At 45.1% G+C, this 20,754-nt stretch carries 19 protein-coding genes and 1 tRNA gene; 18 read left to right on the top strand and 2 right to left on the bottom strand.

All coding sequences use genetic code 11. The features are described from left to right. Nucleotides 1-44 precede the first annotated feature (44 nt). The 4 genes from OA79_RS11035 to erpA all read left to right on the top strand — a co-directional run bounded on the left by OA79_RS11035 (nucleotide 45) and on the right by erpA (nucleotide 4,201). Nucleotides 45-821 (top strand): CmcJ/NvfI family oxidoreductase, encoded by a 777-nt coding sequence (locus tag OA79_RS11035; protein ID WP_063333292.1) that lies wholly within the window; start codon nucleotides 45-47, stop codon nucleotides 819-821. Nucleotides 822-849: 28 nt separating this feature from the next. Next, a complete protein-coding gene (locus OA79_RS11030; RefSeq protein WP_063333291.1) occupies nucleotides 850-1,665 on the top strand; it encodes an SDR family NAD(P)-dependent oxidoreductase in 816 nt (271 codons plus the stop codon). A gap of 527 nt (nucleotides 1,666-2,192) precedes the next feature. Next, nucleotides 2,193-3,782 (top strand): peptide chain release factor 3, encoded by a 1,590-nt coding sequence (gene prfC / locus OA79_RS11025; protein WP_063333290.1) that lies wholly within the window; start codon nucleotides 2,193-2,195, stop codon nucleotides 3,780-3,782. A gap of 71 nt (nucleotides 3,783-3,853) precedes the next feature. Beyond that, complete coding sequence (erpA, locus tag OA79_RS11020) at nucleotides 3,854-4,201, top strand: iron-sulfur cluster insertion protein ErpA (RefSeq protein ID WP_063333289.1); 348 nt, start codon at nucleotides 3,854-3,856, stop codon at nucleotides 4,199-4,201. Nucleotides 4,202-4,291: 90 nt separating this feature from the next. Here erpA and OA79_RS11015 read toward each other — a convergent pair whose 3' ends face one another. Continuing rightward, nucleotides 4,292-5,131 carry a hypothetical protein gene (locus tag OA79_RS11015; protein ID WP_063333288.1) on the bottom strand — a complete coding sequence of 280 codons (840 nt, stop codon included), beginning with the start codon at nucleotides 5,129-5,131 and terminating at the stop codon, nucleotides 4,292-4,294. Nucleotides 5,132-5,317: 186 nt separating this feature from the next. Next, nucleotides 5,318-5,620, bottom strand: coding sequence for a YhbY family RNA-binding protein (locus OA79_RS11010; protein ID WP_063333287.1), 303 nt, complete (start codon nucleotides 5,618-5,620; stop codon nucleotides 5,318-5,320). Between the two features lie 99 nt (nucleotides 5,621-5,719). On the opposite strand from OA79_RS11010, the gene rlmE reads away from it, so the two are divergent. The 14 genes from rlmE to pnp all read left to right on the top strand — a co-directional run bounded on the left by rlmE (nucleotide 5,720) and on the right by pnp (nucleotide 20,679). Further along, on the top strand, nucleotides 5,720-6,340 hold the full coding sequence (rlmE, locus tag OA79_RS11005) for a 23S rRNA (uridine(2552)-2'-O)-methyltransferase RlmE (protein ID WP_013797353.1): 621 nt from the start codon (nucleotides 5,720-5,722) through the stop codon (nucleotides 6,338-6,340). Nucleotides 6,341-6,401: 61 nt separating this feature from the next. Beyond that, nucleotides 6,402-8,366: an ATP-dependent zinc metalloprotease FtsH gene (gene ftsH / locus OA79_RS11000; RefSeq protein WP_197465388.1), complete on the top strand. Its 1,965-nt coding sequence runs from the start codon at nucleotides 6,402-6,404 to the stop codon at nucleotides 8,364-8,366. Between the two features lie 28 nt (nucleotides 8,367-8,394). After that, complete coding sequence (gene folP, locus OA79_RS10995) at nucleotides 8,395-9,228, top strand: dihydropteroate synthase (protein ID WP_063333285.1); 834 nt, start codon at nucleotides 8,395-8,397, stop codon at nucleotides 9,226-9,228. Continuing rightward, nucleotides 9,228-10,574: a phosphoglucosamine mutase gene (gene glmM / locus OA79_RS10990; protein WP_082825454.1), complete on the top strand. Its 1,347-nt coding sequence runs from the start codon at nucleotides 9,228-9,230 to the stop codon at nucleotides 10,572-10,574. Before folP ends, glmM begins: the two co-directional genes overlap by 1 nt. Nucleotides 10,575-10,668: 94 nt before the next feature. Continuing rightward, entirely contained in the window at nucleotides 10,669-11,421 is a 753-nt protein-coding gene (tpiA, locus tag OA79_RS10985; RefSeq protein ID WP_082825453.1) for a triose-phosphate isomerase, read from the top strand. Nucleotides 11,422-11,424: 3 nt separating this feature from the next. After that, the gene (gene secG / locus OA79_RS10980; RefSeq protein ID WP_013797348.1) at nucleotides 11,425-11,781 is read left to right on the top strand and encodes a preprotein translocase subunit SecG; all 357 of its coding nucleotides are present in this window, start codon (nucleotides 11,425-11,427) and stop codon (nucleotides 11,779-11,781) included. A gap of 22 nt (nucleotides 11,782-11,803) precedes the next feature. Further along, nucleotides 11,804-11,889, top strand: a tRNA-Leu gene (locus OA79_RS10975). A gap of 239 nt (nucleotides 11,890-12,128) precedes the next feature. Continuing rightward, complete coding sequence (gene rimP / locus OA79_RS10970) at nucleotides 12,129-12,590, top strand: ribosome maturation factor RimP (RefSeq protein ID WP_063333312.1); 462 nt, start codon at nucleotides 12,129-12,131, stop codon at nucleotides 12,588-12,590. 28 nt (nucleotides 12,591-12,618) lie between these two features. Further along, on the top strand, nucleotides 12,619-14,109 hold the full coding sequence (gene nusA, locus OA79_RS10965) for a transcription termination factor NusA (protein WP_063333283.1): 1,491 nt from the start codon (nucleotides 12,619-12,621) through the stop codon (nucleotides 14,107-14,109). 26 nt (nucleotides 14,110-14,135) lie between these two features. Next, entirely contained in the window at nucleotides 14,136-16,709 is a 2,574-nt protein-coding gene (infB, locus tag OA79_RS10960; protein WP_063333282.1) for a translation initiation factor IF-2, read from the top strand. A 12-nt stretch (nucleotides 16,710-16,721) separates the two neighbouring features. Then, nucleotides 16,722-17,111 (top strand): 30S ribosome-binding factor RbfA, encoded by a 390-nt coding sequence (gene rbfA / locus OA79_RS10955; RefSeq protein ID WP_063333281.1) that lies wholly within the window; start codon nucleotides 16,722-16,724, stop codon nucleotides 17,109-17,111. Nucleotides 17,112-17,120: 9 nt separating this feature from the next. Further along, nucleotides 17,121-18,050 (top strand): tRNA pseudouridine(55) synthase TruB, encoded by a 930-nt coding sequence (truB, locus tag OA79_RS10950; protein WP_063333280.1) that lies wholly within the window; start codon nucleotides 17,121-17,123, stop codon nucleotides 18,048-18,050. Between the two features lie 86 nt (nucleotides 18,051-18,136). Continuing rightward, nucleotides 18,137-18,406 (top strand): 30S ribosomal protein S15, encoded by a 270-nt coding sequence (rpsO, locus tag OA79_RS10945; RefSeq protein ID WP_012068748.1) that lies wholly within the window; start codon nucleotides 18,137-18,139, stop codon nucleotides 18,404-18,406. Between the two features lie 164 nt (nucleotides 18,407-18,570). Further along, the gene (gene pnp, locus OA79_RS10940; protein ID WP_063333279.1) at nucleotides 18,571-20,679 is read left to right on the top strand and encodes a polyribonucleotide nucleotidyltransferase; all 2,109 of its coding nucleotides are present in this window, start codon (nucleotides 18,571-18,573) and stop codon (nucleotides 20,677-20,679) included. Nucleotides 20,680-20,754: the final 75 nt, after the last annotated feature.

Below are 20,754 nucleotides of genomic sequence, written 5' to 3'. Positions count from 1 at the left end.
AGTGACTGATCCTTACTTATTTATCCATTTGGGAGAGAGGGAAAGTGAACATAACAGCCTCTGTTAACTATCATGTCACCAGTACTCAGCCGCAAGCGTTTCGTTTTGAGGTTGATGGCATTGTTGGCAATCTTGTGACACCTGAGTTAGTGGCAACTCGTGTTGAGGTCAAGGATTGCCGAGATGGTATGAATCAAATCCGCTTTGATGATGAGGGTGTTGCTTTCTTGTCGTCTGAGTCTGTGGTGAGCCATTTTACAGGTGATGATTGGCAAGCTCAGTATGATCAAGAAATTGCCGATTTATTGACTCGTCATATTGGAGCGAAAGAGGTGCTGGTGTTTGATCATACCGTGCGTATTGATGAACACGATGCCGACCGTAAGCCTGCTCGAAATGTTCATAATGATTTTAGCGCTAAAGGCGCTCAGCAGCGATTGATTGATCTGTTGGGGGATAAGCAGGCAGAAGGCTATCGGCAGGGGCATTTTGGCTTTGTGAATGTATGGCGGCCATTAGTTCAGTCTATTACTAGCTCGCCGCTGGGTTTTATCCGTCCTACTTCGATGGCCGCAGAAGATTGGATGACCATTGAATTGATTTACCCTGATCGACAAGGGCAGATTCTTGGTGTTGCTGAAAACCCGGGTCATGAGTGGTTCTATCTGTCGAACATGACGCCTGATGACGTGGCCATTTTTAATGTATATGACAACCTGCATCGACCTCATCTCGCACACAGTGCTTTAGATGTTGTCGGCCAAGAGGCAACGACGCCCAGAAAAAGTATCGAAACGCGCACGTTAGTGCGATACAGCTAGTTCAGATTTTGATGAATAGGAATAAACAATGAAAAAGACCATTTTAATTACTGGCGCAACGGATGGTATCGGTTTTGAAACAGCGAAAAAGCTCGCTGCACAAGATCACTCACTTCTTCTTCATGGTCGAAGTGCGGGTAAATTGCAGCAAGTGAAAGAGGCTTTGTTGGAGCAATTCCCTCAGGCTAAATTGGACATTTTTTTAGCGGATTTATCAGACCTTGATCAGGTTGTCACACTAGCGAACCAGGTTAAGGCAAATTATTCGTCGATTGATGTGCTGATTAACAATGCGGGCGTATATAAAGTGCCCAAAGCGATGGCGGAAAACGGGCTTGATGTTCGTTTTGTTGTGAATACACTGGCGCCCTATGTCTTGACCAAGGCTTTATTGCCATTAATGGGGGCAAAGAGTCGAGTGGTTAATTTGTCTTCGGCAGCGCAAGCGTCTGTTAACTTGGAAGCCTTACAGGGTCGTGTGCCAATGTCTGACAGTGAGGCTTATGCACAAAGTAAGTTGGCAATCACTATGTGGAGTTTTCAGCTTGCTAACGCCATGAAAAATGATGCGACAGCCATTATTGCGGTTAATCCTGCGTCGTTTTTGGGGAGTAAAATGGTGAAGCAGGCGTATGGATCAGATGGCAAAGATCTGGGCATTGGTGCAGATATTCTTATTCGTGCAGCGTTGAGTGATGAGTTTGCTGATTGCACGGGACGTTATTTTGACAACGACATTGGGCGTTGGGCACAACCTCATCCTGATGCGTTAAATAAAGGCAAAAATGACGCCTTAGTGAATGTTATGGATGAGCTATTAGGCCAGTTTGGTATTCAGCGTTAAGTCATGTTTTGTTGGTGATGCCTATAACGTTTTGAAAAAATGGATAGGGATGTAAAACATTAGAATCCAGAACTTTGGATAATGACTCAAAAAGAGCTAGAACATTCAGCCAGAGTGAAAGTGTTTTTTGATTTTATGGAAGGGAAAAAGGTAAGTGCATGTTTGTTTACTCATGCCAAAATACCTTATCTCTCAGTAAAAACGAAAGCTTAGAAGAGATATTCATACCATTCTTAACTGGGAAAGTTTGAATTATCTCTATTTATAACATGAGGATAGACATTACTGACGAGTGGATTAGGGTGAAAAATGACACTATCCTGATAAAAGCGAAAAGAAGTACTGAGTGTTTGATTTATAACGCTGAGCCATTTTGCTAGAATAGCGCTCAAACTTTTCATGCTTTGATAAATGGTTTTCTGGCTTTTGGCCCATGGCAAGCTGCATAACAGACAGAGCTTAGACTTAACTTTATTTTTTGCGCTTCTTCTAACGATAAGAAGGCGGCAAAATAGGAATTTGGATACATGGCAAACGCCGATTTTATTAATGAAGTAAACAAGCGTCGTACTTTTGCGATTATCTCCCACCCTGATGCGGGTAAAACTACCATTACTGAAAAAGTCTTGTTGTTCGGACGTGCGATTCAGTCGGCAGGAACGGTAAAAGGTCGTGGTTCTAAGCAACATGCGAAATCCGATTGGATGGACATGGAGAAAGAGCGTGGTATCTCTATCACGACGTCTGTTATGCAGTTTCCATACAACGATTGTTTGGTGAATCTACTGGATACACCAGGACACGAAGACTTCTCGGAAGATACCTATCGAACTTTAACCGCTGTCGATTCCTGTTTGATGGTCATCGATGCGGCAAAAGGGGTCGAGGACCGTACGCGTAAATTAATGGAAGTTACCCGTTTACGTGATACCCCAATCGTCACCTTTATGAACAAATTGGACCGTGATATTCGCGATCCAATGGAAGTGTTGGATGAAGTTGAAAGCGAGCTCAACATCATGTGCGCGCCGATTACTTGGCCGATTGGCTGTGGTAAACAGTTCAAAGGCGTGTATCACATTCATCGTGATGAAACGATTCTGTATTCAACGGGCCAAGGTCATACCATTCAGGAATTGCATGTAGTGAAAGGCCTGAATAACCCAGACTTGGATGCCGCAGTGGGCGACGAATTGGCTGAACAGCTACGTGAAGAACTTGAATTGGTTATGGGGGCGTCAAATGAATTTGACCACGAGTTGTTTATGGAAGGTGAATTGACCCCTGTCTATTTTGGTACGGCGTTGGGTAACTTTGGTGTCGATCATATGTTGGACGGATTGACAAAATGGGCACCTGCACCATTGCCTCGTCAGACCACTGAACGCCAAGTCGAAGCGAGAGATGAAAAATTTTCAGGCTTTGTCTTTAAGATTCAGGCAAATATGGATCCGAAACACCGTGACCGCATTGCTTTTATGCGAATTGTGTCAGGAACTTATAAGCAGGGCATGAAGATGAATCATGTTCGTATTGGTAAAAACATCAGTATTTCCGATGCGGTAACCTTCATGGCTGGGGATCGATCCCGTGCTGAGGAAGCCTTTGCAGGTGACATTATTGGTTTGCATAACCACGGTACCATTCAGATCGGTGATACTTTTACGCAAGGTGAAAGCCTGAAATTCTCAGGGATTCCAAACTTTGCGCCAGAGCTGTTCCGCCGTATTCGTTTGAAGGATCCTCTAAGACAGAAGCAGTTGCTGAAAGGTTTGGTCCAGTTATCCGAAGAGGGGGCTGTGCAGGTCTTTCGTCCGTTACAAAACAATGATTTGATTGTTGGTGCGGTGGGTGTGCTGCAGTTTGATGTGGTCGTGGCGCGCTTAAAAGCGGAATACAATGTGGAAGCCATTTATGAATCGGTTAATGTGGCGACAGCGCGTTGGGTTGACTGTGAAGATGGCAAGAAACTGGAAGAATTTAAGCGTAAGAATCAGGTTAATTTGGCATTAGATGGTGGTGATAACTTGTCTTACATCGCGCCAACTATGGTTAATTTGAGTTTAGCGCAAGAGCGTTTTCCGGATGTTACTTTCCGTGCGACCCGAGAACATTGATCAATACTTGACTAAATTACTAGGTTAAGCGGATAATTCGGTCATTCGTAACAGTATTATATGGTGTCATAATGAGTGTGGTTGAATCGGTTGATCCAATTGAATTTACAGAAGCGGCCGCGGCGAAATTAAAGTCTTTGATTGAAGAAGAAGAAAATGAGCGCTTGATGTTGCGTGTTTACGTGACAGGAGGTGGTTGTTCTGGCTTTCAGTATGGCTTTACCTTTGATGAAGAGCATCAAGAGGATGATACGGAAGTGGTTAGAGACGGTGTGACCCTAGTGGTTGATCCATTGAGCTTCCAATATCTCGTGGGTTCAGAAGTCGATTATAAAGAGAATTTAGAAGGTTCTCGCTTTACTGTACAAAACCCTAATGCCACTTCAACTTGTGGTTGCGGTGCGAGTTTTAGTATTTAAGTAGAGTGATCGTGACTTATTAAAAGAGGTCTTCACGTAAGTGAGGGCCTTTTTTTTATGGCTCAAAAAAACAAAGAGAGAGGGTTCTCGTTAGGCTTTGGTATACAGGTTGTTGGCTCGTCGAGCTCGCTCTTCATCGCTGATGATGCTGCTGTCGAGGGGCTTGTGATGGCCGATGAAGACCAAGCCAATTCGCTGATCCCCCAATATGGCTGGAGTCAGTACTCGATTTTTTGCTTTCCATATTCTTAACCCGTGAATGGCTGGAGGTATGGAGCCTTCTTCTAGCTTACTTTGATTAACTTGAGCGTAAAGGGGCGATAGTTGATCGGCTTCGCCATCTTGATCTAATAAAATATGGTGGTGGGTTACCTGTTGCTCAATAAACTCGGGTGGATAGGGTGTGTTGAGCGTTGGTAAGTGGGTCTCTTTCGGCAAGTTATAGAAAAAGCTGGGCACTTCTGGAGAACCTTGGTGTGGTGAAACGAGCAGTGTCATTTCAGTGGCGAGGCCATAAGATGGCTTCACAGGAATGTGAAAAATTAATTGTTTTGCGGGAGGGTGTTGCCGAACTTCAGGGGCACCGTAACCGGCTTGAGAGTTCGGTCTGCTCATACCGGTTGGCGGGACCTGCAAGAATAATTTCCAATCTTTTTGATCCAAATCCAGCTCTTCGGGCGAATACACCTGTATGTTGGATTGAATCAAATACCCTAAAACATGCTCTAGTAGGTTGGCAAAAATACTGGAAGAGGCTGTCAGTGGCTCTTTAATGTCACTGTCTACATGAATTTCTTTCACTTGGTGGGCAGCACTGCTGAGGTCGACAGAGTCTTTATTGCTCACAAACAGACGTGGCTTGCTTCTGGCAAGAAGTTTCCTGTCAGTCTGTTTGGTGCTTGCTCTGTTCAATGCCTCGATAAATAGCATGGTGCGGCTCCTTTGATCGCTGTGCAATGTTATCGACCATTTTTACCAAGAGTTTAGTGGTAGAGGCTATTTTAGAAAAGTTAATAGTGTTATGACTGAAAAACTATATCAAATGGTGGTGTTAGCTGAGGGGGATATGGAGGGAGACGCTTAGCCTACTTCCTTGTAGGCATGGCGAATTTTGGCTTAGCGCAGTAAGTTTGAGAGCTTAGGGTTTGGCTCTAAAGCTGCGCGGTAAAAAAGTGCGACCTTGCCGATCACTTGTACCGTTTCACTTTTCATCACTTTGCTGATTTCTGCAATTAACGCACTGCGTACATCACGATCCGTGATGCTGATACGGATTTTGATCAGTTCATGATCTTCAAGTGCTCTGTCTATTTCAGTTAGTACGGCTTCAGTTAGGCCGTTACCAGCGATCATTACCACAGGATTAAGGCTGTGGCCGATTAAACGGTACTGCTTTTTTTGGGCGTTTGTCAGACTCATAGTAAATTTTTCTCATCTTAGTTGACCCTCTTTATTGGAGGCTTTAGAGGTTAAGCGATATTATAGCGGAATATTGATTGATTTAGGTATGATGAAAACGTGGCAAGATCAAAAAGTAGTAACAATTGGATGAAGGAACATTTTGACGATCCATATGTCAAAAAGTCCCAACAAGATGGCTATCGCTCCAGAGCGAGTTATAAGCTGATTGAAATCAACGATAAAGATAAGCTGATTCGCCCAGGGATGAGTGTGGTGGATCTCGGTGCTGCGCCTGGTGGTTGGTCGCAAATCGCAGCAAAATTAATTGGCGACAAGGGAACCATCGTCGCGTCTGATATTTTGGAGATGGCCCCACTGCCTGGTGTGCGCTTTGTTCAGGGGGATTTTACTGAACAAGAAGTGTACGAAGCCATTTTGGCAGAGATTGGAGATCAAAAAGCGGATCTTGTAATTTCTGATATGGCCCCCAATATGAGTGGAAACAGTTCTTCTGATCAGCCTCAGGCGATGTATCTAGTGGAACTCGCCTTGGATATGGCGGCTCATGTGTTGCGTCCTGGTGGTAACTTTTTAGTAAAAGTGTTCCAAGGAGAGGGCTTTGAAGAATACTTGAAAGCCATGCGAGAGCAGTTTGGCTCTGTTGTAACGCGAAAACCGGATGCTTCTCGGGCGCGAAGTCGTGAAGTTTACTTATTAGGAAGACAATATAAGGGTTAATGGGCAATGTTCTGGTATGATAGCCAGTAACATTTAAAACTAACCGTTAAGAGGTGTGCTCTTGAACGATATGCTAAAAAATATTCTGTTATGGTTGGTCATTGCGGCTGTGCTGTTAACAGTGTTTAACAATTTTAATACCACGTCAGAAACAAACCGAATTTCGTATTCTGAGTTTGTTAAAGAAGTACAAGATGGCCGGATCGCGAAAGTGATTGTTGACGGTTATACCATCAGTGGTACGCGTTCAAATGGTGACAGTTTTGATACCGTTCGTCCTGCTGCGTCTGATCCAAAATTGATGGATGACTTGTTGAATAAAAATGTGGTTGTTGAAGGTCGTATGCCGGAACAACAGAGCATTTGGACTCAATTGTTGGTGGCGAGTTTTCCTATTCTTCTTATTCTTGCCATCTTTATGTTCTTTATGCGCCAAATGCAAGGCGGTGGCGGTGGCAAGGGTGGCCCGATGTCTTTTGGTAAGTCCAAAGCACGTCTGCTGCCAGAAGATCAAATTAAGACAACCTTTGCTGATGTAGCGGGCTGTGATGAAGCCAAAGAAGACACCGAAGAATTGGTGGATTTCCTTCGTGAGCCAAGTAAGTTTCAGCGTCTAGGTGGTAAGATTCCTCGCGGTATCTTAATGTGTGGACCTCCAGGTACAGGTAAAACCCTGTTGGCGAAAGCCATTGCCGGTGAAGCAAAAGTGCCTTTCTTCACGATTTCCGGTTCAGACTTCGTTGAAATGTTTGTCGGTGTGGGGGCGTCACGTGTACGTGACATGTTTGAGCAAGCGAAAAAACACGCACCTTGCATTATCTTTATTGACGAAATCGATGCCGTTGGTCGTAACCGTGGTTCCGGCATGGGCGGTGGTAATGATGAGCGTGAGCAAACCTTGAACCAGTTATTGGTTGAAATGGATGGGTTTGAAGGTAACGAAGGTATTATCGTTATTGCTGCGACGAACCGTCCCGACGTATTAGACCCAGCGTTGTTGCGTCCGGGTCGTTTTGACCGTCAGGTAACGGTTGGTTTGCCGGATATTCGTGGCCGTGAGCAAATTCTAAAAGTGCATTTGCGTAAAGTGCCGTGTGATGATGATGTTGAGCCAAAAAACATTGCTCGTGGTACACCAGGTTTCTCTGGTGCCGACTTGGCAAACTTGGTCAATGAAGCGGCTTTGTTTGCGGCACGCTCGAACCGTCGATTAGTCAATATGGAACAGCTTGAACTCGCTAAGGATAAGATCCTGATGGGAGCAGAGCGTAAGACCATGGTGATGAACAACGAAGAAAAGCTGAACACGGCTTATCACGAAGCGGGCCATACTATTATTGGTTATCTTATGCCTGAGCATGACCCTGTTTATAAGGTGTCTATTATCCCTCGTGGGCGTGCTTTGGGTGTGACTATGTACTTGCCTGAAGATGATAAGTACAGCGTCAGCAAGCGTGGTCTAGAGAGTCAGGTTTGTAGTCTTTATGGTGGTCGTATTGCCGAAGAGATGATTCATGGTTTTGATGGTGTTTCGACTGGTGCGTCAAATGACATCGAGCGAGCAACCAGCATTGCTCGTAACATGGTGACCAAATGGGGCTTGTCTGAAAAACTTGGACCTTTTGCTTACGAAGAAGATGATAATTCTGGTGGTTACATTTCTGGCCCGACTGGAAGTAAGGCTAATTACTTCTCTCCTGAGACAGGAAAAGTGATTGACGCAGAAGTGCAAGATATTATTAATCGCTGTTATGAAACGGCGACGAAAATTTTGCATGAAAACCGCAGTAAGCTTGATGTGATGGCCGAAGCATTAATGCAATATGAAACCATTGATGCGAAACAAATCAAAGAAATTATGGATGGTAACAAACCATCCGCGCCTGAAGGTTGGTCAGATCCTAGTGCGGATTCACCAGACGGTGGTGAAGAAAAACCAGCACCAGAAACGGTTGCAGAAGAGACTTCGGAAGCCAGTGATGTGGACGGTGTGTCTGGAGAAACGTCGCGACCTGCAGGTGAGTGATTTCAAACCATTTTGATATGGATGTTTCATGTCGTTAATGTCATTCGGGGACAAGTCGTTAGACTTGTCCCTTCCTCATGTAATGGGCATTCTGAATGTCACTCCGGATTCATTTTCGGATGGCGGTGCCTTCAATTCCCTTGACTCTGCCTTGCGTCAAACTGAACGAATGATTCGTGAGGGTGCCAGCATGGTTGATGTCGGTGGTGAGTCAACGCGGCCTGGTGCAGAGCCGGTTTCCTGTCAGCAAGAGCTTGATCGTGTTATTCCCGTTGTAGAAGCCATTAAATCCCGTTTTGATGTTGTTGTGTCGGTAGATACCAGTACGCCTGAGGTAATGTTGCAATCGGCTAAGTTGGGGGCTGGGCTGATCAATGATGTGAGAGCGTTGGAGCGTGATGGGGCTTTACAAGCGGCGGCTCAGACTAAATTGCCAGTGTGTTTGATGCACATGAAAGGCATGCCGAAAACCATGCAAGATCAACCTGATTATCAGTCGGTTGTGTCAGAGGTGTCTGATTATTTGTTAACTCGAGTGTCGGCATGTCAGTCAGTGGGTATGGATTCGGCGAACATTCTGCTGGATCCAGGTATTGGTTTTGGTAAAGCGTTATCGCACAATTTATTGTTATTGCAGTATACAGAGCACTTTAGGCGACTTGGTTTTGATGTGTTAATAGGTGTGTCTCGTAAAACCATGATAGGGGATGTTTTAGGACTTCCTGTCGAAGAGCGCTTATATGGTACTATGGGAGCGAATGCTTCGGCCTATGCACGCGGCGCAAGGATATTTAGGGTTCACGATGTTAGGTCTCATGTCGAAATGTTGACTCTAATGTCACGTATTGAGAGAGAGAAATAATGCGTAAGTATTTTGGTACAGATGGTATTCGTGGCAAGGTTGGTACAACGCCGATTACTCCAGAGTTTATGTTGAAGCTGGGGTGGGCTGCCGGTCAGGTATTTAAGGAAAAAGACAAAAAAATATTAATCGGTAAAGATACGCGTATCTCAGGGTATATGTTTGAGTCAGCTCTGGAGTCCGGAATCGTGGCGGCTGGTGCCGATGTCAGATTGGTCGGACCTATGCCAACGCCGGCGATTGCTTATCTTACGCGAACGTTTCGTGCCAGTGCAGGGATTGTGATTAGCGCTTCTCATAACCCTTTTTATGACAATGGAATTAAGTTTTTTTCAGCCGAAGGCGGTAAGGTTTCTGATGAAATCGAAGAGCGCATTGAATATTATTTAGATCAGCCAATGGAAGTGGTTGAGTCCAGCTTAATTGGCCGAGCGCGCCGCATTGATGATGCGGCTGGTCGTTATATTGAATATTGTAAAGGCACCTTTCCAATTGGGTTGCAGTTAAGTGGCTTAAAGATTGTTGTCGATTGTGCTGATGGCGCTACTTATCATGTTGCGCCGCGTGTATTTTCCGAGTTGGGAGCTGACGTTGTTTCTATCGGTGCTAACCCTGATGGTTTGAATATCAATGAATTCAGTGGTGCGACTAAGCCTGAATTATTGCGCAAAAATGTATTGGCTGAAAATGCGGATATCGGTATCGCTTTAGATGGCGATGGTGATCGCTTGATCTTAGTGGATCGTCACGGTGTGGTGCGTGATGGTGATGATATTTTGTATATTATTGCTAATCACCTTATGAGTACTGGGCGTTTTAGTGGCGGTGTAGTGGGCACCTTGATGAGTAACTTTGGTTTGGAGTTAGCGTTCTCTGAAACCGGTATTGGCTTTAGTCGAGCGGCGGTCGGTGATCGTTACGTGAACGAAAAGCTGGTGCAGCATGGTTGGGTGTTAGGTGGTGAGCCTTCAGGCCACATTGTCTGCCGATCTATTACGACAACGGGTGACGGTATTGTCGCGGCCTTGCAGGTGTTGCAGGCGATGGTGGAAGAAGGTAAAGCATTGGATGAGTTGCTTACTGGTCTCGTCAAATTTCCACAAAAACTGAAAAACATCCGAGTGGCTGAGCGTTTTGTCCCGAATGAAGAGCCAGCGTTACAGAAAGCCATTGCGGTGGCGAATGAAAGATTAAATGGTCTTGGGCGTGTGTTGTTGCGAGCGTCCGGAACTGAGCCGTTGATTCGAGTTATGGTGGAAGGCCGTGATGATGAGACGGTAGATGAATTGGTTGATTATTTAGTGGAAGAGGTTAAAGCCGTTGTTGCGGCGAAGCAATCTGCTTAATAAAACGTCAATTTAGTGATTGGAATAAAAATAAATACTTGAAACCAACAGAGGCTTTCCATAGAATGAGCGCCTCGAATTTAAGGGCTAGATTATGATTCGACAAAAAATAGTGGCTGGTAATTGGAAAATGAATGGTTCGAAAGCGTCAATTTCGGACTTGGTTAACGGTCTATTAGAGATATCAGAATCTAGCGCTGAAGTGGTTGTTACTCCCCCATTTCCTTTTCTTTCTCAAGTCGCTGAGATGATTGCTCCGCGTAATGAGTTGGTACTGGCTGCGCAAAACCTTAGTCAGTATGAAAAAGGTGCTTATACGGGTGAAGTTTCGGCTGCTATGTTGACAGACTTTAAGGTGACTTATGTCTTGGTTGGCCATTCAGAGCGTCGCTCTTTGTATGGTGAGACTGATGACGTGGTTGCTGAAAAGGTGAAAGTTGCCCTGTCGGCAGGTTTGAAACCTATTTTATGTATCGGTGAAACGCTGGAAGAGCGCGAAGCTGAACAGACTTTACTTGTTTGTGAACGTCAAGTTGCTGCGGTAATTGATTTGGTTGGCATTCAGGCGTTTGCGAATATCGTTATTGCTTATGAGCCAGTTTGGGCGATTGGTACTGGGTTATCGGCCAGTGCACAACAAGCACAAGATGTGCATCAAGCAATTAGAGCCAATTTGGCGAGCTTATCTACACCGGTATCTGAGAAAGTTCAGATTCTTTATGGTGGTAGTGTTAAAGCCTCAACCAGTGCAGAGCTATTTACTATGCCTGATGTTGATGGTGCCCTTGTGGGTGGCGCATCTTTGGATGCAAAAGAATTTTTAGACATAGTTAAAGCAGCAGGTTAATTGATGGAAGCGCTTATTTTAGTTTTTCATGTTCTCGCCGCAATTGCGATTATTGCATTGGTGTTATTGCAGCAAGGTAAAGGCGCAGATGCAGGTGCTTCATTCGGTGGTGGTGCCTCTCAAACCGTATTTGGAAGTCAGGGCGGTGGTAGCTTCTTTGGTAAGCTAACCGGTGTTTTTGCTTTGGTTTTCTTTATTACCAGTTTTGGTTTGGCGTTTTACGCTAGTGAGCAAGCTAAGAGCGTTTCTGGCGCTTTAGATTCTCTGCCTTCAGCCTCTCAAGTATCTGAAGAAACAGTTGAATTGCCTGCTCTAGGAGAGGAGAAGAAAGCGTCATCTGACCTTCCTGTAACGGAATAAGGGCGCTTTGATATAAGGTTTTGCCGATGTGGTGGAATTGGTAGACACGCCATCTTGAGGGGGTGGTGGCCTACGGCTGTGCCGGTTCGAGTCCGGCCATCGGCACCAATCTTGAACTGACGTCATATTTTCTGTATGATGTCAGCTATTAATACAGAGTTTTTTGGGACTCTGCTAATAGTCCGGATTGACGGCCTTCTTTTGCGAGAAGGAGACCTGCGACAATTTGATTGTTGCAGGTACTGAGAGCCCCTTTATGGGGTTTTTTGTTATCTGAACTGCATAAATGGGCCTTGAGCCCGTTTTTTGTTTCTGCGTTTTGCAAACGCGATATTCGGAGAAAGCGATTGTCAGCTAAATTTACGATTTTAGAGGAACTTGTCCGCCCAGTAGTTGAAGGCTTGGGGTTCGAGTTTTGGGGAATGGAGTATTTGTCGCAAGGTAAAGACTCTGTGCTGCGTATCTTTATTGAAACAGATGCTGAGAAAGGGATTGATGTCGAAGACTGTGCTCGTGTGAGCCGCCAGGTGAGTTCTATTTTGGATGTTGAAGATCCAATCACAGGTGAGTATCACCTGGAAGTGTCTTCACCGGGGTTAGATCGACCATTATTTTCTTTGGCTCAATATCAAGCATATGTTGGCTCAATTGTTTCTTTACGTCTGCGAGTGCCATTTGATGGGCGTCGCAAATTTAAAGGACAGTTAGTGGGCGTCGAGAGCGATGACATTGTCGTTCGTGTTGACCAAGAAGAATACTTGTTGCCGATTGATTTAATCGATAAAGGCAATATTGTTCCACAATTTTAAAAATTAACCTTGAAGAGAGGCTAAAAGGATGAGCAAAGAAATTCTTTTGGTAGTAGAAGCCGTATCCAACGAAAAAGATGTTCCGAAACAAGTTATTTTCGAAGCTGTTGAGATTGCTTTAGCCAGTGCTGCCAAGCGTCGTTTTGAAGAAGACGCATTAATTCGAGTGTCTATTGATCAGCGTTCTGGTGATTACATGACGTATCGTCAGTGGAACATTGTTGCCGATGAAGATTACTCCAATCCAGCATTCGAATTAACGATCGATGATTCTGAAGAGCAAAACCTAGGTTTAGGCATAGGGGAAGTTTACGAAGAAGAAGTAGAATCCGAAGCGTTTGGTCGTATTGCGGCACAAACAGCAAAACAAGTCATCGTTCAAAAAGTGCGCGAAGCTGAGCGTGCTAAAATGGTGGCTTTGTATGCTGAGAAAGTTGGCAAGTTGGTCCATGGTCAAGTGAAGAAAGTGACTCGTGATAGCTTGATCATCGATCTTGGTGAGAACGCGGAAGCCTCTTTACCAAAAGATCAATTGATTGCTCGTGAGAGTTTCCGTATGAACGACCGCATTCGTGCCTTGTTGTTGGAAATTCGCGAAGACAGTCGTGGCGCTCAATTGATTTTGTCACGTAATGATCCTGCTTTCATGGTTGAGTTGTTCCGTCTTGAAGTGCCTGAAATCGCAGAAGAAGTTATTGAGATTCGTGGTGCTTCACGTGATCCAGGTTTGCGTGCCAAAATTGCCGTCAAAACCAATGACCGTCGCATCGATCCTATTGGTGCGTGTGTTGGTATGCGTGGTGCTCGAGTACAGGCTGTTTCGAATGAAATGAATGGCGAGCGCGTCGATATTGTTCTTTGGGACGATAATCCAGCGCAATTGGTGATCAATGCAATGGCACCTGCTGAAGTGGATTCTATTGTTATTGATGAAGATGCTCATTCTATGGATGTGGCGGTGAAAGCTGACAACCTAGCTCAAGCGATTGGCCGTAATGGTCAAAATGTTCGCTTAGCCTCATCTTTGACTGGCTGGTTATTGAATGTAATGACCAGTGAAGATGCAGAAGCGAAACAACAAGAAGAGTCGCAGAAACTTATCGACTTGTTTGTTTCTGGTCTTAATATCGACGACGATTTGGCCATTCAAATGGTTGACGAGGGATTCGCTTCTTTGGAAGAAGTGGCTTATGTCCCAATGGAAGAAATGTTAGACATCGACGGATTTGATGAAGATTTAGTAAACGAACTTCGTTCGCGAGCAAAAGAAGCCCTATTAAATCAAGCCCTTCAAGCAGAAGAGCAGTTGGATGGGGCGAAACCGGCTGAAGACTTATTGACAATGGAAGGCATGGATAATCATCTTGCCTTGGTACTTGCTTCTATGGGTGTTATCACAATGGAAGACCTGGCCGAACAGTCTGTCGATGAGTTGCTTGACGTTGAAGGTATGACGGAAGAGCGCGCAGCCAGCTTAATTTTGACCGCTCGTGCACCTTGGTTCACTGAATCTGAATAAAATCTGAGTACAAAAGGGGGAACTTAATGACAGTTCAAACCGTAAAGATACTATCCGAACTGGTTAATAAACCAGTCGATAAGCTACTAGCTCAGATGAAAGAGGCTGGTCTACCGCAAACAAAAGCGGACCAAGAAGTCTCTGAAGTTGAAAAGCAAGTGTTATTGAACTATTTAAAACGTCAGCATGGTGAAGGTGAAACGGCTGACAATCAACGCATTACATTGCAGCGTAAGAAAACCAGTACTATTTCTGGTGACGGTGGCAAATCAGTCAATGTGGCTGTGAAGAAAAAACGTACTTACGTAAAGCGTGATGATGTTGACGAAGAGGCGCAAAAACAGGAAGAATTAGCGAAGCGTCTTGCCGAAGAGCAAGCTCGCCAGCAAGCAGAAGAACAGGCTCGCCTTGAAGCAGAGCGTAAGCTTGCAGAAGAGACGGCAGCTAAAGCGAAGGCTGAAGCTGAAGAAAAAGCGCGTCAAGAAGCGGAAAAGACCGTTGCCACTAAGGACAATGGCGTGCTAAATGATACGGAGCAAAATGCCTCCGACGTAGGAGCGGCAGAACCCGTGGAAACACCTAAACAGAAAAAAGCGCCAAAGAAGGCTACTCAGCCAGCAATGGACAGTAAAAAGCCAAGCGTTGCCCCTAAAGGCAAGAAAGGCCCTCGTCATGATAGTGACAAAGACAAAGATAAGCCTCGTGGTCGCAACAACCCAGACAACAAACGCAGTCGTGTCAATGTTAATGACGGCGATGAGTTTGGTCGCCGCAGTGGCAAGCTAGGCCGCAAGCATAAGAAAGCGACTAAGCAAGAGCATGGTTTCCAGAAGCCTACGGCAAAAATGGTTCATGAAGTTGCTCTGCCGGAAAGTATTACTGTCGCTGACTTAGCTGAGAAAATGGCGGTGAAAGGCGCAGAAGTTATCAAGATCATGTTTAAAATGGGGGCGATGGCCACCATTAACCAAACGATTGATCGTGATACGGCGACACTAGTGGTTGAAGAAATGGGTCACACGGTCAAATACATTGACGAAAATGCTGTGGAAAATGACATGATCGATGCTATCGATTATGAAGGTGAAGCTATTAAACGTGCTCCAGTCGTCACGGTGATGGGTCACGTTGACCATGGTAAGACCTCTTTACTTGATTACATTCGTACGACACGTGTTGCCGCAGCAGAATCGGGTGGTATTACCCAGCATATTGGTGCTTACCACGTTGAAACACCGCATGGCATGGTCAGCTTCCTTGATACACCTGGACACGCGGCCTTTACCTCTATGCGTGCTCGTGGTGCGAAAGCGACGGACATTGTTATCTTGGTTTGTGCGGCAGACGATGGTGTTATGCCACAAACCATTGAGGCGATACAGCATGCTCGTGCAGCAGAAGTGCCTATGGTTGTGGCCATTACTAAGGTCGACAAAGAAGGCGCTGACATTGAACGCGTAAAAAATGAGCTTGTTGCCCAAGAAGTGGTACCTGAAGAGTGGGGCGGTGACGTTCAGTTCGTTGGCGTTTCGGCCAAATCTGGTGAAGGTATCGAAGAGCTACTAGAAGCGATTCTTCTGCAGTCAGAGGTTCTTGAACTTACTGCTGTACCAAGTGCTCCAGGTAAAGGGGTTGTGGTTGAGGCTCGACTCGATCGTGGTCGTGGTTCAGTGGCTACCTTGTTGGTACAAAACGGTACTTTGCGTAAAGGCGATATTGTTCTTGCTGGTTTGCAAATGGGCCGTGTGCGCGCCTTGCTAGATGAAAACGGTAAAGCGATTGATACGGCTGGTCCTTCCATCCCTGTTGAAATTCTAGGTCTTGATGGTACGCCTGATGCCGGTGAAGAATTTATCGTTGTTGCCGATGAGCGTAAAGCTCGTGAAGTCGCTAACTTCCGTCAAGGCAAGTACCGTGAGGTACGCTTTGCTCGTCAGCACTCTGCGAAATTAGAGAACTTGTTCTCTGAAATGGGTAAAGACGAAGTTCGTACATTGAATGTGGTATTAAAAGCCGATGTTCGTGGTTCTTTGGAAGCCTTGATCAAATCTCTAACTGATTTGAATACTGATGAAGTAAAAGTCAACATCGTTTCTAGCGGTGTCGGTGGTATTACTGAAACAGATGCGACTTTGGCGCTAGCGTCAGAAGCGGTTATTTTTGGTTTCAACGTACGTGCCGATACGTCAGCGAAGCAATTCATTGAACGTGAAAGCATTGACCTACGTTACTACAGTGTCATCTACAACATCATTGATGATGTGAAACAGGCGCTTTCTGGCATGTTGACACCGGATCTACGTGAAGAGATTCAAGGTACGGCTGAAGTGCGTGATGTCTTCCGTTCACCGAAGTTTGGCTTGATCGCTGGTTGTATGGTTATCGAAGGTACGGTTTACCGTAATAAGCAAATTCGTGTATTGCGCGATGATGTGGTGATCTACGAAGGTGAGCTTGAGTCACTTCGTCGCTTCAAAGATGCGGTGAATGAAGTTAGCCGTGGTATGGAATGTGGTATCGGTGTGAAGAACTACACAGATGTCAAAGTAGGCGATAAGATCGAGGTTTTTGAAACCATCGAAGTTGCGCGTACGCTTTAATAGGACAAAATCATGGCAGGCGAATTTAGTCGTACTAGTCGGATTGGTGACCAGCTCCAAAAGGAGCTGGCGTCCTTGATCCAGTTTGAAGTGAAAGATCCTCGTTTAGGCTTGGTGACCATCAATGAAGTTCGTGTCGCCAAAGATCTTGGTTACGCGGATGTTTATTTTACGGTGTTGGGAAAAGATGATCAGCCTGAAGTGATTGCTGAGAATCAAGCCGCACTCGACAGTGCAAAAGGTTTTTTGCGTCGTCGTTTGTCGCAAGAAGTGAAATTGCGGGTGATGCCGCATTTACGTTTTCACTATGACCAAAGCGTGTTGAATGGTACCCGTATGTCGGCTTTGATTGACGAAGCAATTCGTGATGATCAAAGTAAAAGCGGTAACGAAGACGAGTAATTAGGTTATATGTCTAAAACGAAATGGCGTTCAGTAGACGGTATCGTGTTACTGAACAAGCCGATCGGCTTGAGCTCTAATCAAGCTCTGCAACGTGTTCGTCGCTTATATCGAGCGGCGAAAGCGGGTCACACTGGTGCACTTGATCCATTGGCAACGGGAATGTTACCTCTTTGCCTTGGCGAGGCCACCAAGTTCTCTCAATTCTTGTTAGACGCTGATAAGCGTTACATCACTTGTATTCAGTTGGGGAAGCGAACCACAACTGGCGACAAAGAAGGCGATGTACTCTCTGATGAACCTATTCCGTCACTTTCTGATGCTGAGCTAGAAACCATTCTAGATCAATTTCGTGGTGATATTGAGCAGGTTCCGCCTATGTATTCTGCCTTGAAGCATGAAGGTAAGCCTCTTTATGAGTATGCGCGAAAAGGGATTGTGATCGAACGTAAGCGACGTCAGGTGAGAATTTCAAATTTAACTTTGATTTCTCGCACTGCAGACACGCTCACTTTGGATGTGCAGTGCTCGAAAGGCACTTATATTCGTACCATTGGTGAAGACATTGGTGAGGCATTAGGGTGTGGTGCGCATTTGCATTCATTGCATCGTGTATCGACGGCAGGTTACTCGCCAGATGATATGATGAGCTTAGAAGAGTTTGAGGCGTTGGCACAGCAAGGTGAAGATCAACTTGATGCAAAATTAATGTCAATGGATACTGCCGTTGCGCATTTAGATCAGGTAGAATTGTCGCCATTGCAAGCGAGAGAAATGGTGTTTGGCCGTCGTGTCGAAAATCATACAGAATTAGCGTTCGACAGCTTGGTTCGCTTATACGACCAAGGTGAAAGTCGCTTTTTGGGTCTAGGGGTAATAAAAGAACATTTTATTAAGCCTCAACGACTCATAAATACCAGTGAGTTAGCAAACAATTAGTGTTAAACTAACTCTCGTAGGGTAACTGAAAATATGCTCGGCTATCCTTTATTTTTAATCGCATATTATTATTCGGAGATAAGATTATGGCATTGTCTGCAGAATCTAAAGCAGCATTGGTTAAAGAGTTTCAAGTAGCGGAAGGCGACACTGGTTCACCTGAAGTTCAAGTAGCATTGTTGACTAAGAACATCGAAGGTCTTCAAGGTCACTTTAAAGCTCATATCCATGACCATCATTCTCGTCGCGGTCTAATTCGCATGGTAAACCAACGTCGTAAGTTGTTGGATTACCTTAAGCGTAAAGACGCAGCGCGTTACACTAGCTTGATCAAAAAGCTAGGTCTACGTCGCTAAGACTGAAGAAGGGCCATAAAATATTATGGCCCTTTTTTTATTGGTCTCCCAAGGGCAGCCTGTACTTCATATGTGCTTTACAGAGAACTCAGAGCATATATGAGTACTGGCTTAAAAAGATGAACTTTGGGAGAAAGTAATTTTTTTAATAAAAAGGAATACTAGTGAGTATTACGACAAAAACTTTCCAGTTCGGTAATGATATCGTCACTCTTGAAACTGGCCGTATCGCTCGTCAAGCGACGGGTGCTGTATTATGTACAATCGGTGATGCGCAAGTACTGGCTACCGTAGTTGGTGCTAAGTCTGCAAAACCAGGTCAAGATTTTTTCCCATTGTCTGTTCATTACCAAGAGCGTGCTTACGCCGTTGGTAAAATTCCAGGCGGATTCTTAAAGCGTGAAGGCCGTCCTTCTGAAAAAGAAACACTAACCTCACGTTTGATTGACCGTCCAATTCGTCCTTTGTTTCCGAAAGGTTTCATGAACGAAGTTCAAGTTGTTTGTACTGTCATGTCGACCAACACAAACTTGGATGCGGATATCGCCGCTATGTTGGCAACGTCTGCCGCTTTGACGATTTCTGGTATCCCATTCAACGGCCCAATTGGTGCGGCTCGTGTTGGTTTCAATGATGAATCAGGCTACGTTCTAAACCCAAGCTACTCTGAGTTAGAATCTTCTTTATTAGACATGGTTGTTGCGGGTACAAAAGACGCAGTCTTAATGGTTGAGTCTGAAGCGCAAGAGCTAACAGAAGACGAAATGCTAGGTGGTGTTCTGTTTGCACACAAAGAAATGCAAGCGGCGATCAGTGCTATTACTGAGTTTGCAGCGGAAGCTGGCAAACCTCGCTGGGAATGGCAGGCTGAAGAAGCCAATGCTTCTTTGCTAGAAGCGGTTGAATCTGGTTTTGCAGCACAAATTGAAGAAGCCTATGGTATCAGTGAGAAAATGGCTCGCTATGCACAGCTTGGTCAAGTACGTGATGCTGCCGTTGCTGCTTTGGTAACTGAAGAGGGTGAATTTACAGAAGCGGATGTAACCTCTGTCTTTTCAAAACTAGAAAAACGCATTGTTCGTCGCCGTGTTATTGATGGCAAGCCACGTATTGATGGCCGTGACAATAAGACTGTTCGTCCAATCGACGTTGAAGTGGGTATGTTGAGCAAAACTCACGGTTCCGCTTTGTTTACTCGTGGTGAAACTCAGGCGATTGCAACTTGTACACTAGGTACAAGCCGTGATTCACAAATGACAGATGGTCTAACGGGCGAAAGTAAAGACAGCTTCATGCTGCATTACAACTTCCCTCCATACTCTGTTGGTGAATGTGGCCGTATGGGCGGCGTAGGTCGTCGTGAAATCGGTCATGGTCGTTTAGCCCGTCGCGGTGTTCAAGCGGTATTGCCGACAGAAGAAGAGTTCCCATACACAATTCGTATTGTGTCTGAAATCACAGAATCAAACGGTTCAAGTTCAATGGCATCGGTTTGTGGTGCATCTTTGTCTATGATGGACGCAGGTGTTCCTCTTAAAGCGCCTGTTGCCGGTATTGCCATGGGTCTGATTAAAGAAGACGATGGTTTTGCTGTTTTGACTGACATTCTTGGTGATGAAGATCACTTAGGTGACATGGACTTTAAAGTAGCGGGTACGGAAGAAGGTATCACAGCGCTTCAAATGGACATTAAAATTGAAGGCATCAACGAAGAGATCATGGACATTGCCTTGAGCCAAGCGCTTGAAGCTCGTTCTCATATCCTTCGTGAAATGGCGAAAACCATTGGTTATGCACGCCCTGAAGTGTCTCCAAATGCGCCTTCTATGGCGACGATTAAAATTGATCCTGAGAAAATTCGTGACGTTATCGGTAAAGGTGGTGCAACGATTCGTTCTATTACAGAACAAACTGGCGCTTCTATCGACCTTGATGATGACGGTACGGTGCGTATCTATGCTGCGGATAAAGCCGCTTCTGATGCTGCGTTACTGAAAATCCATGAAATTACTGCTGAAGCAGAAGTGGATAAACTGTATAAAGGTAAGGTCGTACGCCTTGCTGAGTTTGGCGCTTTTGTTAACATCTTGCCTGGTAAAGATGGCTTGGTGCATATTTCTCAGATCGCTGAAGAGCGTATCCGTGCCGTAACGGATTTCCTAGCGGAAGGTCAAGAAGTCATTGTTAAAGTTCTAGATGTTGATGCTCGTGGTCGTATCAAATTGTCTATGAAAGACGTGACTGAAGAAGAAAAAGCCGCCTTTACTGAATAATTTCAGTTTAGGTTTAGGGTTGAAAAGGTGCTTTAAGCACCTTTTTTTGTTTTTAATCAGAGCAGATAGGCTAGA

The sequence above is a fragment of the Marinomonas sp. TW1 genome, from assembly GCF_001625355.1.
GTDB lineage: Bacteria > Pseudomonadota > Gammaproteobacteria > Pseudomonadales > Marinomonadaceae > Marinomonas.
The sequence above is the reverse complement of the archived record's forward strand: the minus strand, read 5'-3'. Positions and strand labels throughout refer to the sequence as shown.

Coding starts and splice junctions, on each gene's coding strand:
- folP (WP_063333285.1), top strand. CDS start 8,395: ATGTCGTTAATGTCATTCGGGGACAAGTCGTTAGACTTGTCCCTTCCT.
- truB (WP_063333280.1), top strand. CDS start 17,121: ATGTCTAAAACGAAATGGCGTTCAGTAGACGGTATCGTGTTACTGAAC.
- tpiA (WP_082825453.1), top strand. CDS start 10,669: ATGATTCGACAAAAAATAGTGGCTGGTAATTGGAAAATGAATGGTTCG.
- glmM (WP_082825454.1), top strand. CDS start 9,228: ATGCGTAAGTATTTTGGTACAGATGGTATTCGTGGCAAGGTTGGTACA.
- OA79_RS11030 (WP_063333291.1), top strand. CDS start 850: ATGAAAAAGACCATTTTAATTACTGGCGCAACGGATGGTATCGGTTTT.
- infB (WP_063333282.1), top strand. CDS start 14,136: ATGACAGTTCAAACCGTAAAGATACTATCCGAACTGGTTAATAAACCA.
- secG (WP_013797348.1), top strand. CDS start 11,425: ATGGAAGCGCTTATTTTAGTTTTTCATGTTCTCGCCGCAATTGCGATT.
- prfC (WP_063333290.1), top strand. CDS start 2,193: ATGGCAAACGCCGATTTTATTAATGAAGTAAACAAGCGTCGTACTTTT.
- OA79_RS11010 (WP_063333287.1), bottom strand. CDS start 5,620: ATGAGTCTGACAAACGCCCAAAAAAAGCAGTACCGTTTAATCGGCCAC.
- rpsO (WP_012068748.1), top strand. CDS start 18,137: ATGGCATTGTCTGCAGAATCTAAAGCAGCATTGGTTAAAGAGTTTCAA.
- rbfA (WP_063333281.1), top strand. CDS start 16,722: ATGGCAGGCGAATTTAGTCGTACTAGTCGGATTGGTGACCAGCTCCAA.
- OA79_RS11015 (WP_063333288.1), bottom strand. CDS start 5,131: ATGCTATTTATCGAGGCATTGAACAGAGCAAGCACCAAACAGACTGAC.
- erpA (WP_063333289.1), top strand. CDS start 3,854: ATGAGTGTGGTTGAATCGGTTGATCCAATTGAATTTACAGAAGCGGCC.
- nusA (WP_063333283.1), top strand. CDS start 12,619: ATGAGCAAAGAAATTCTTTTGGTAGTAGAAGCCGTATCCAACGAAAAA.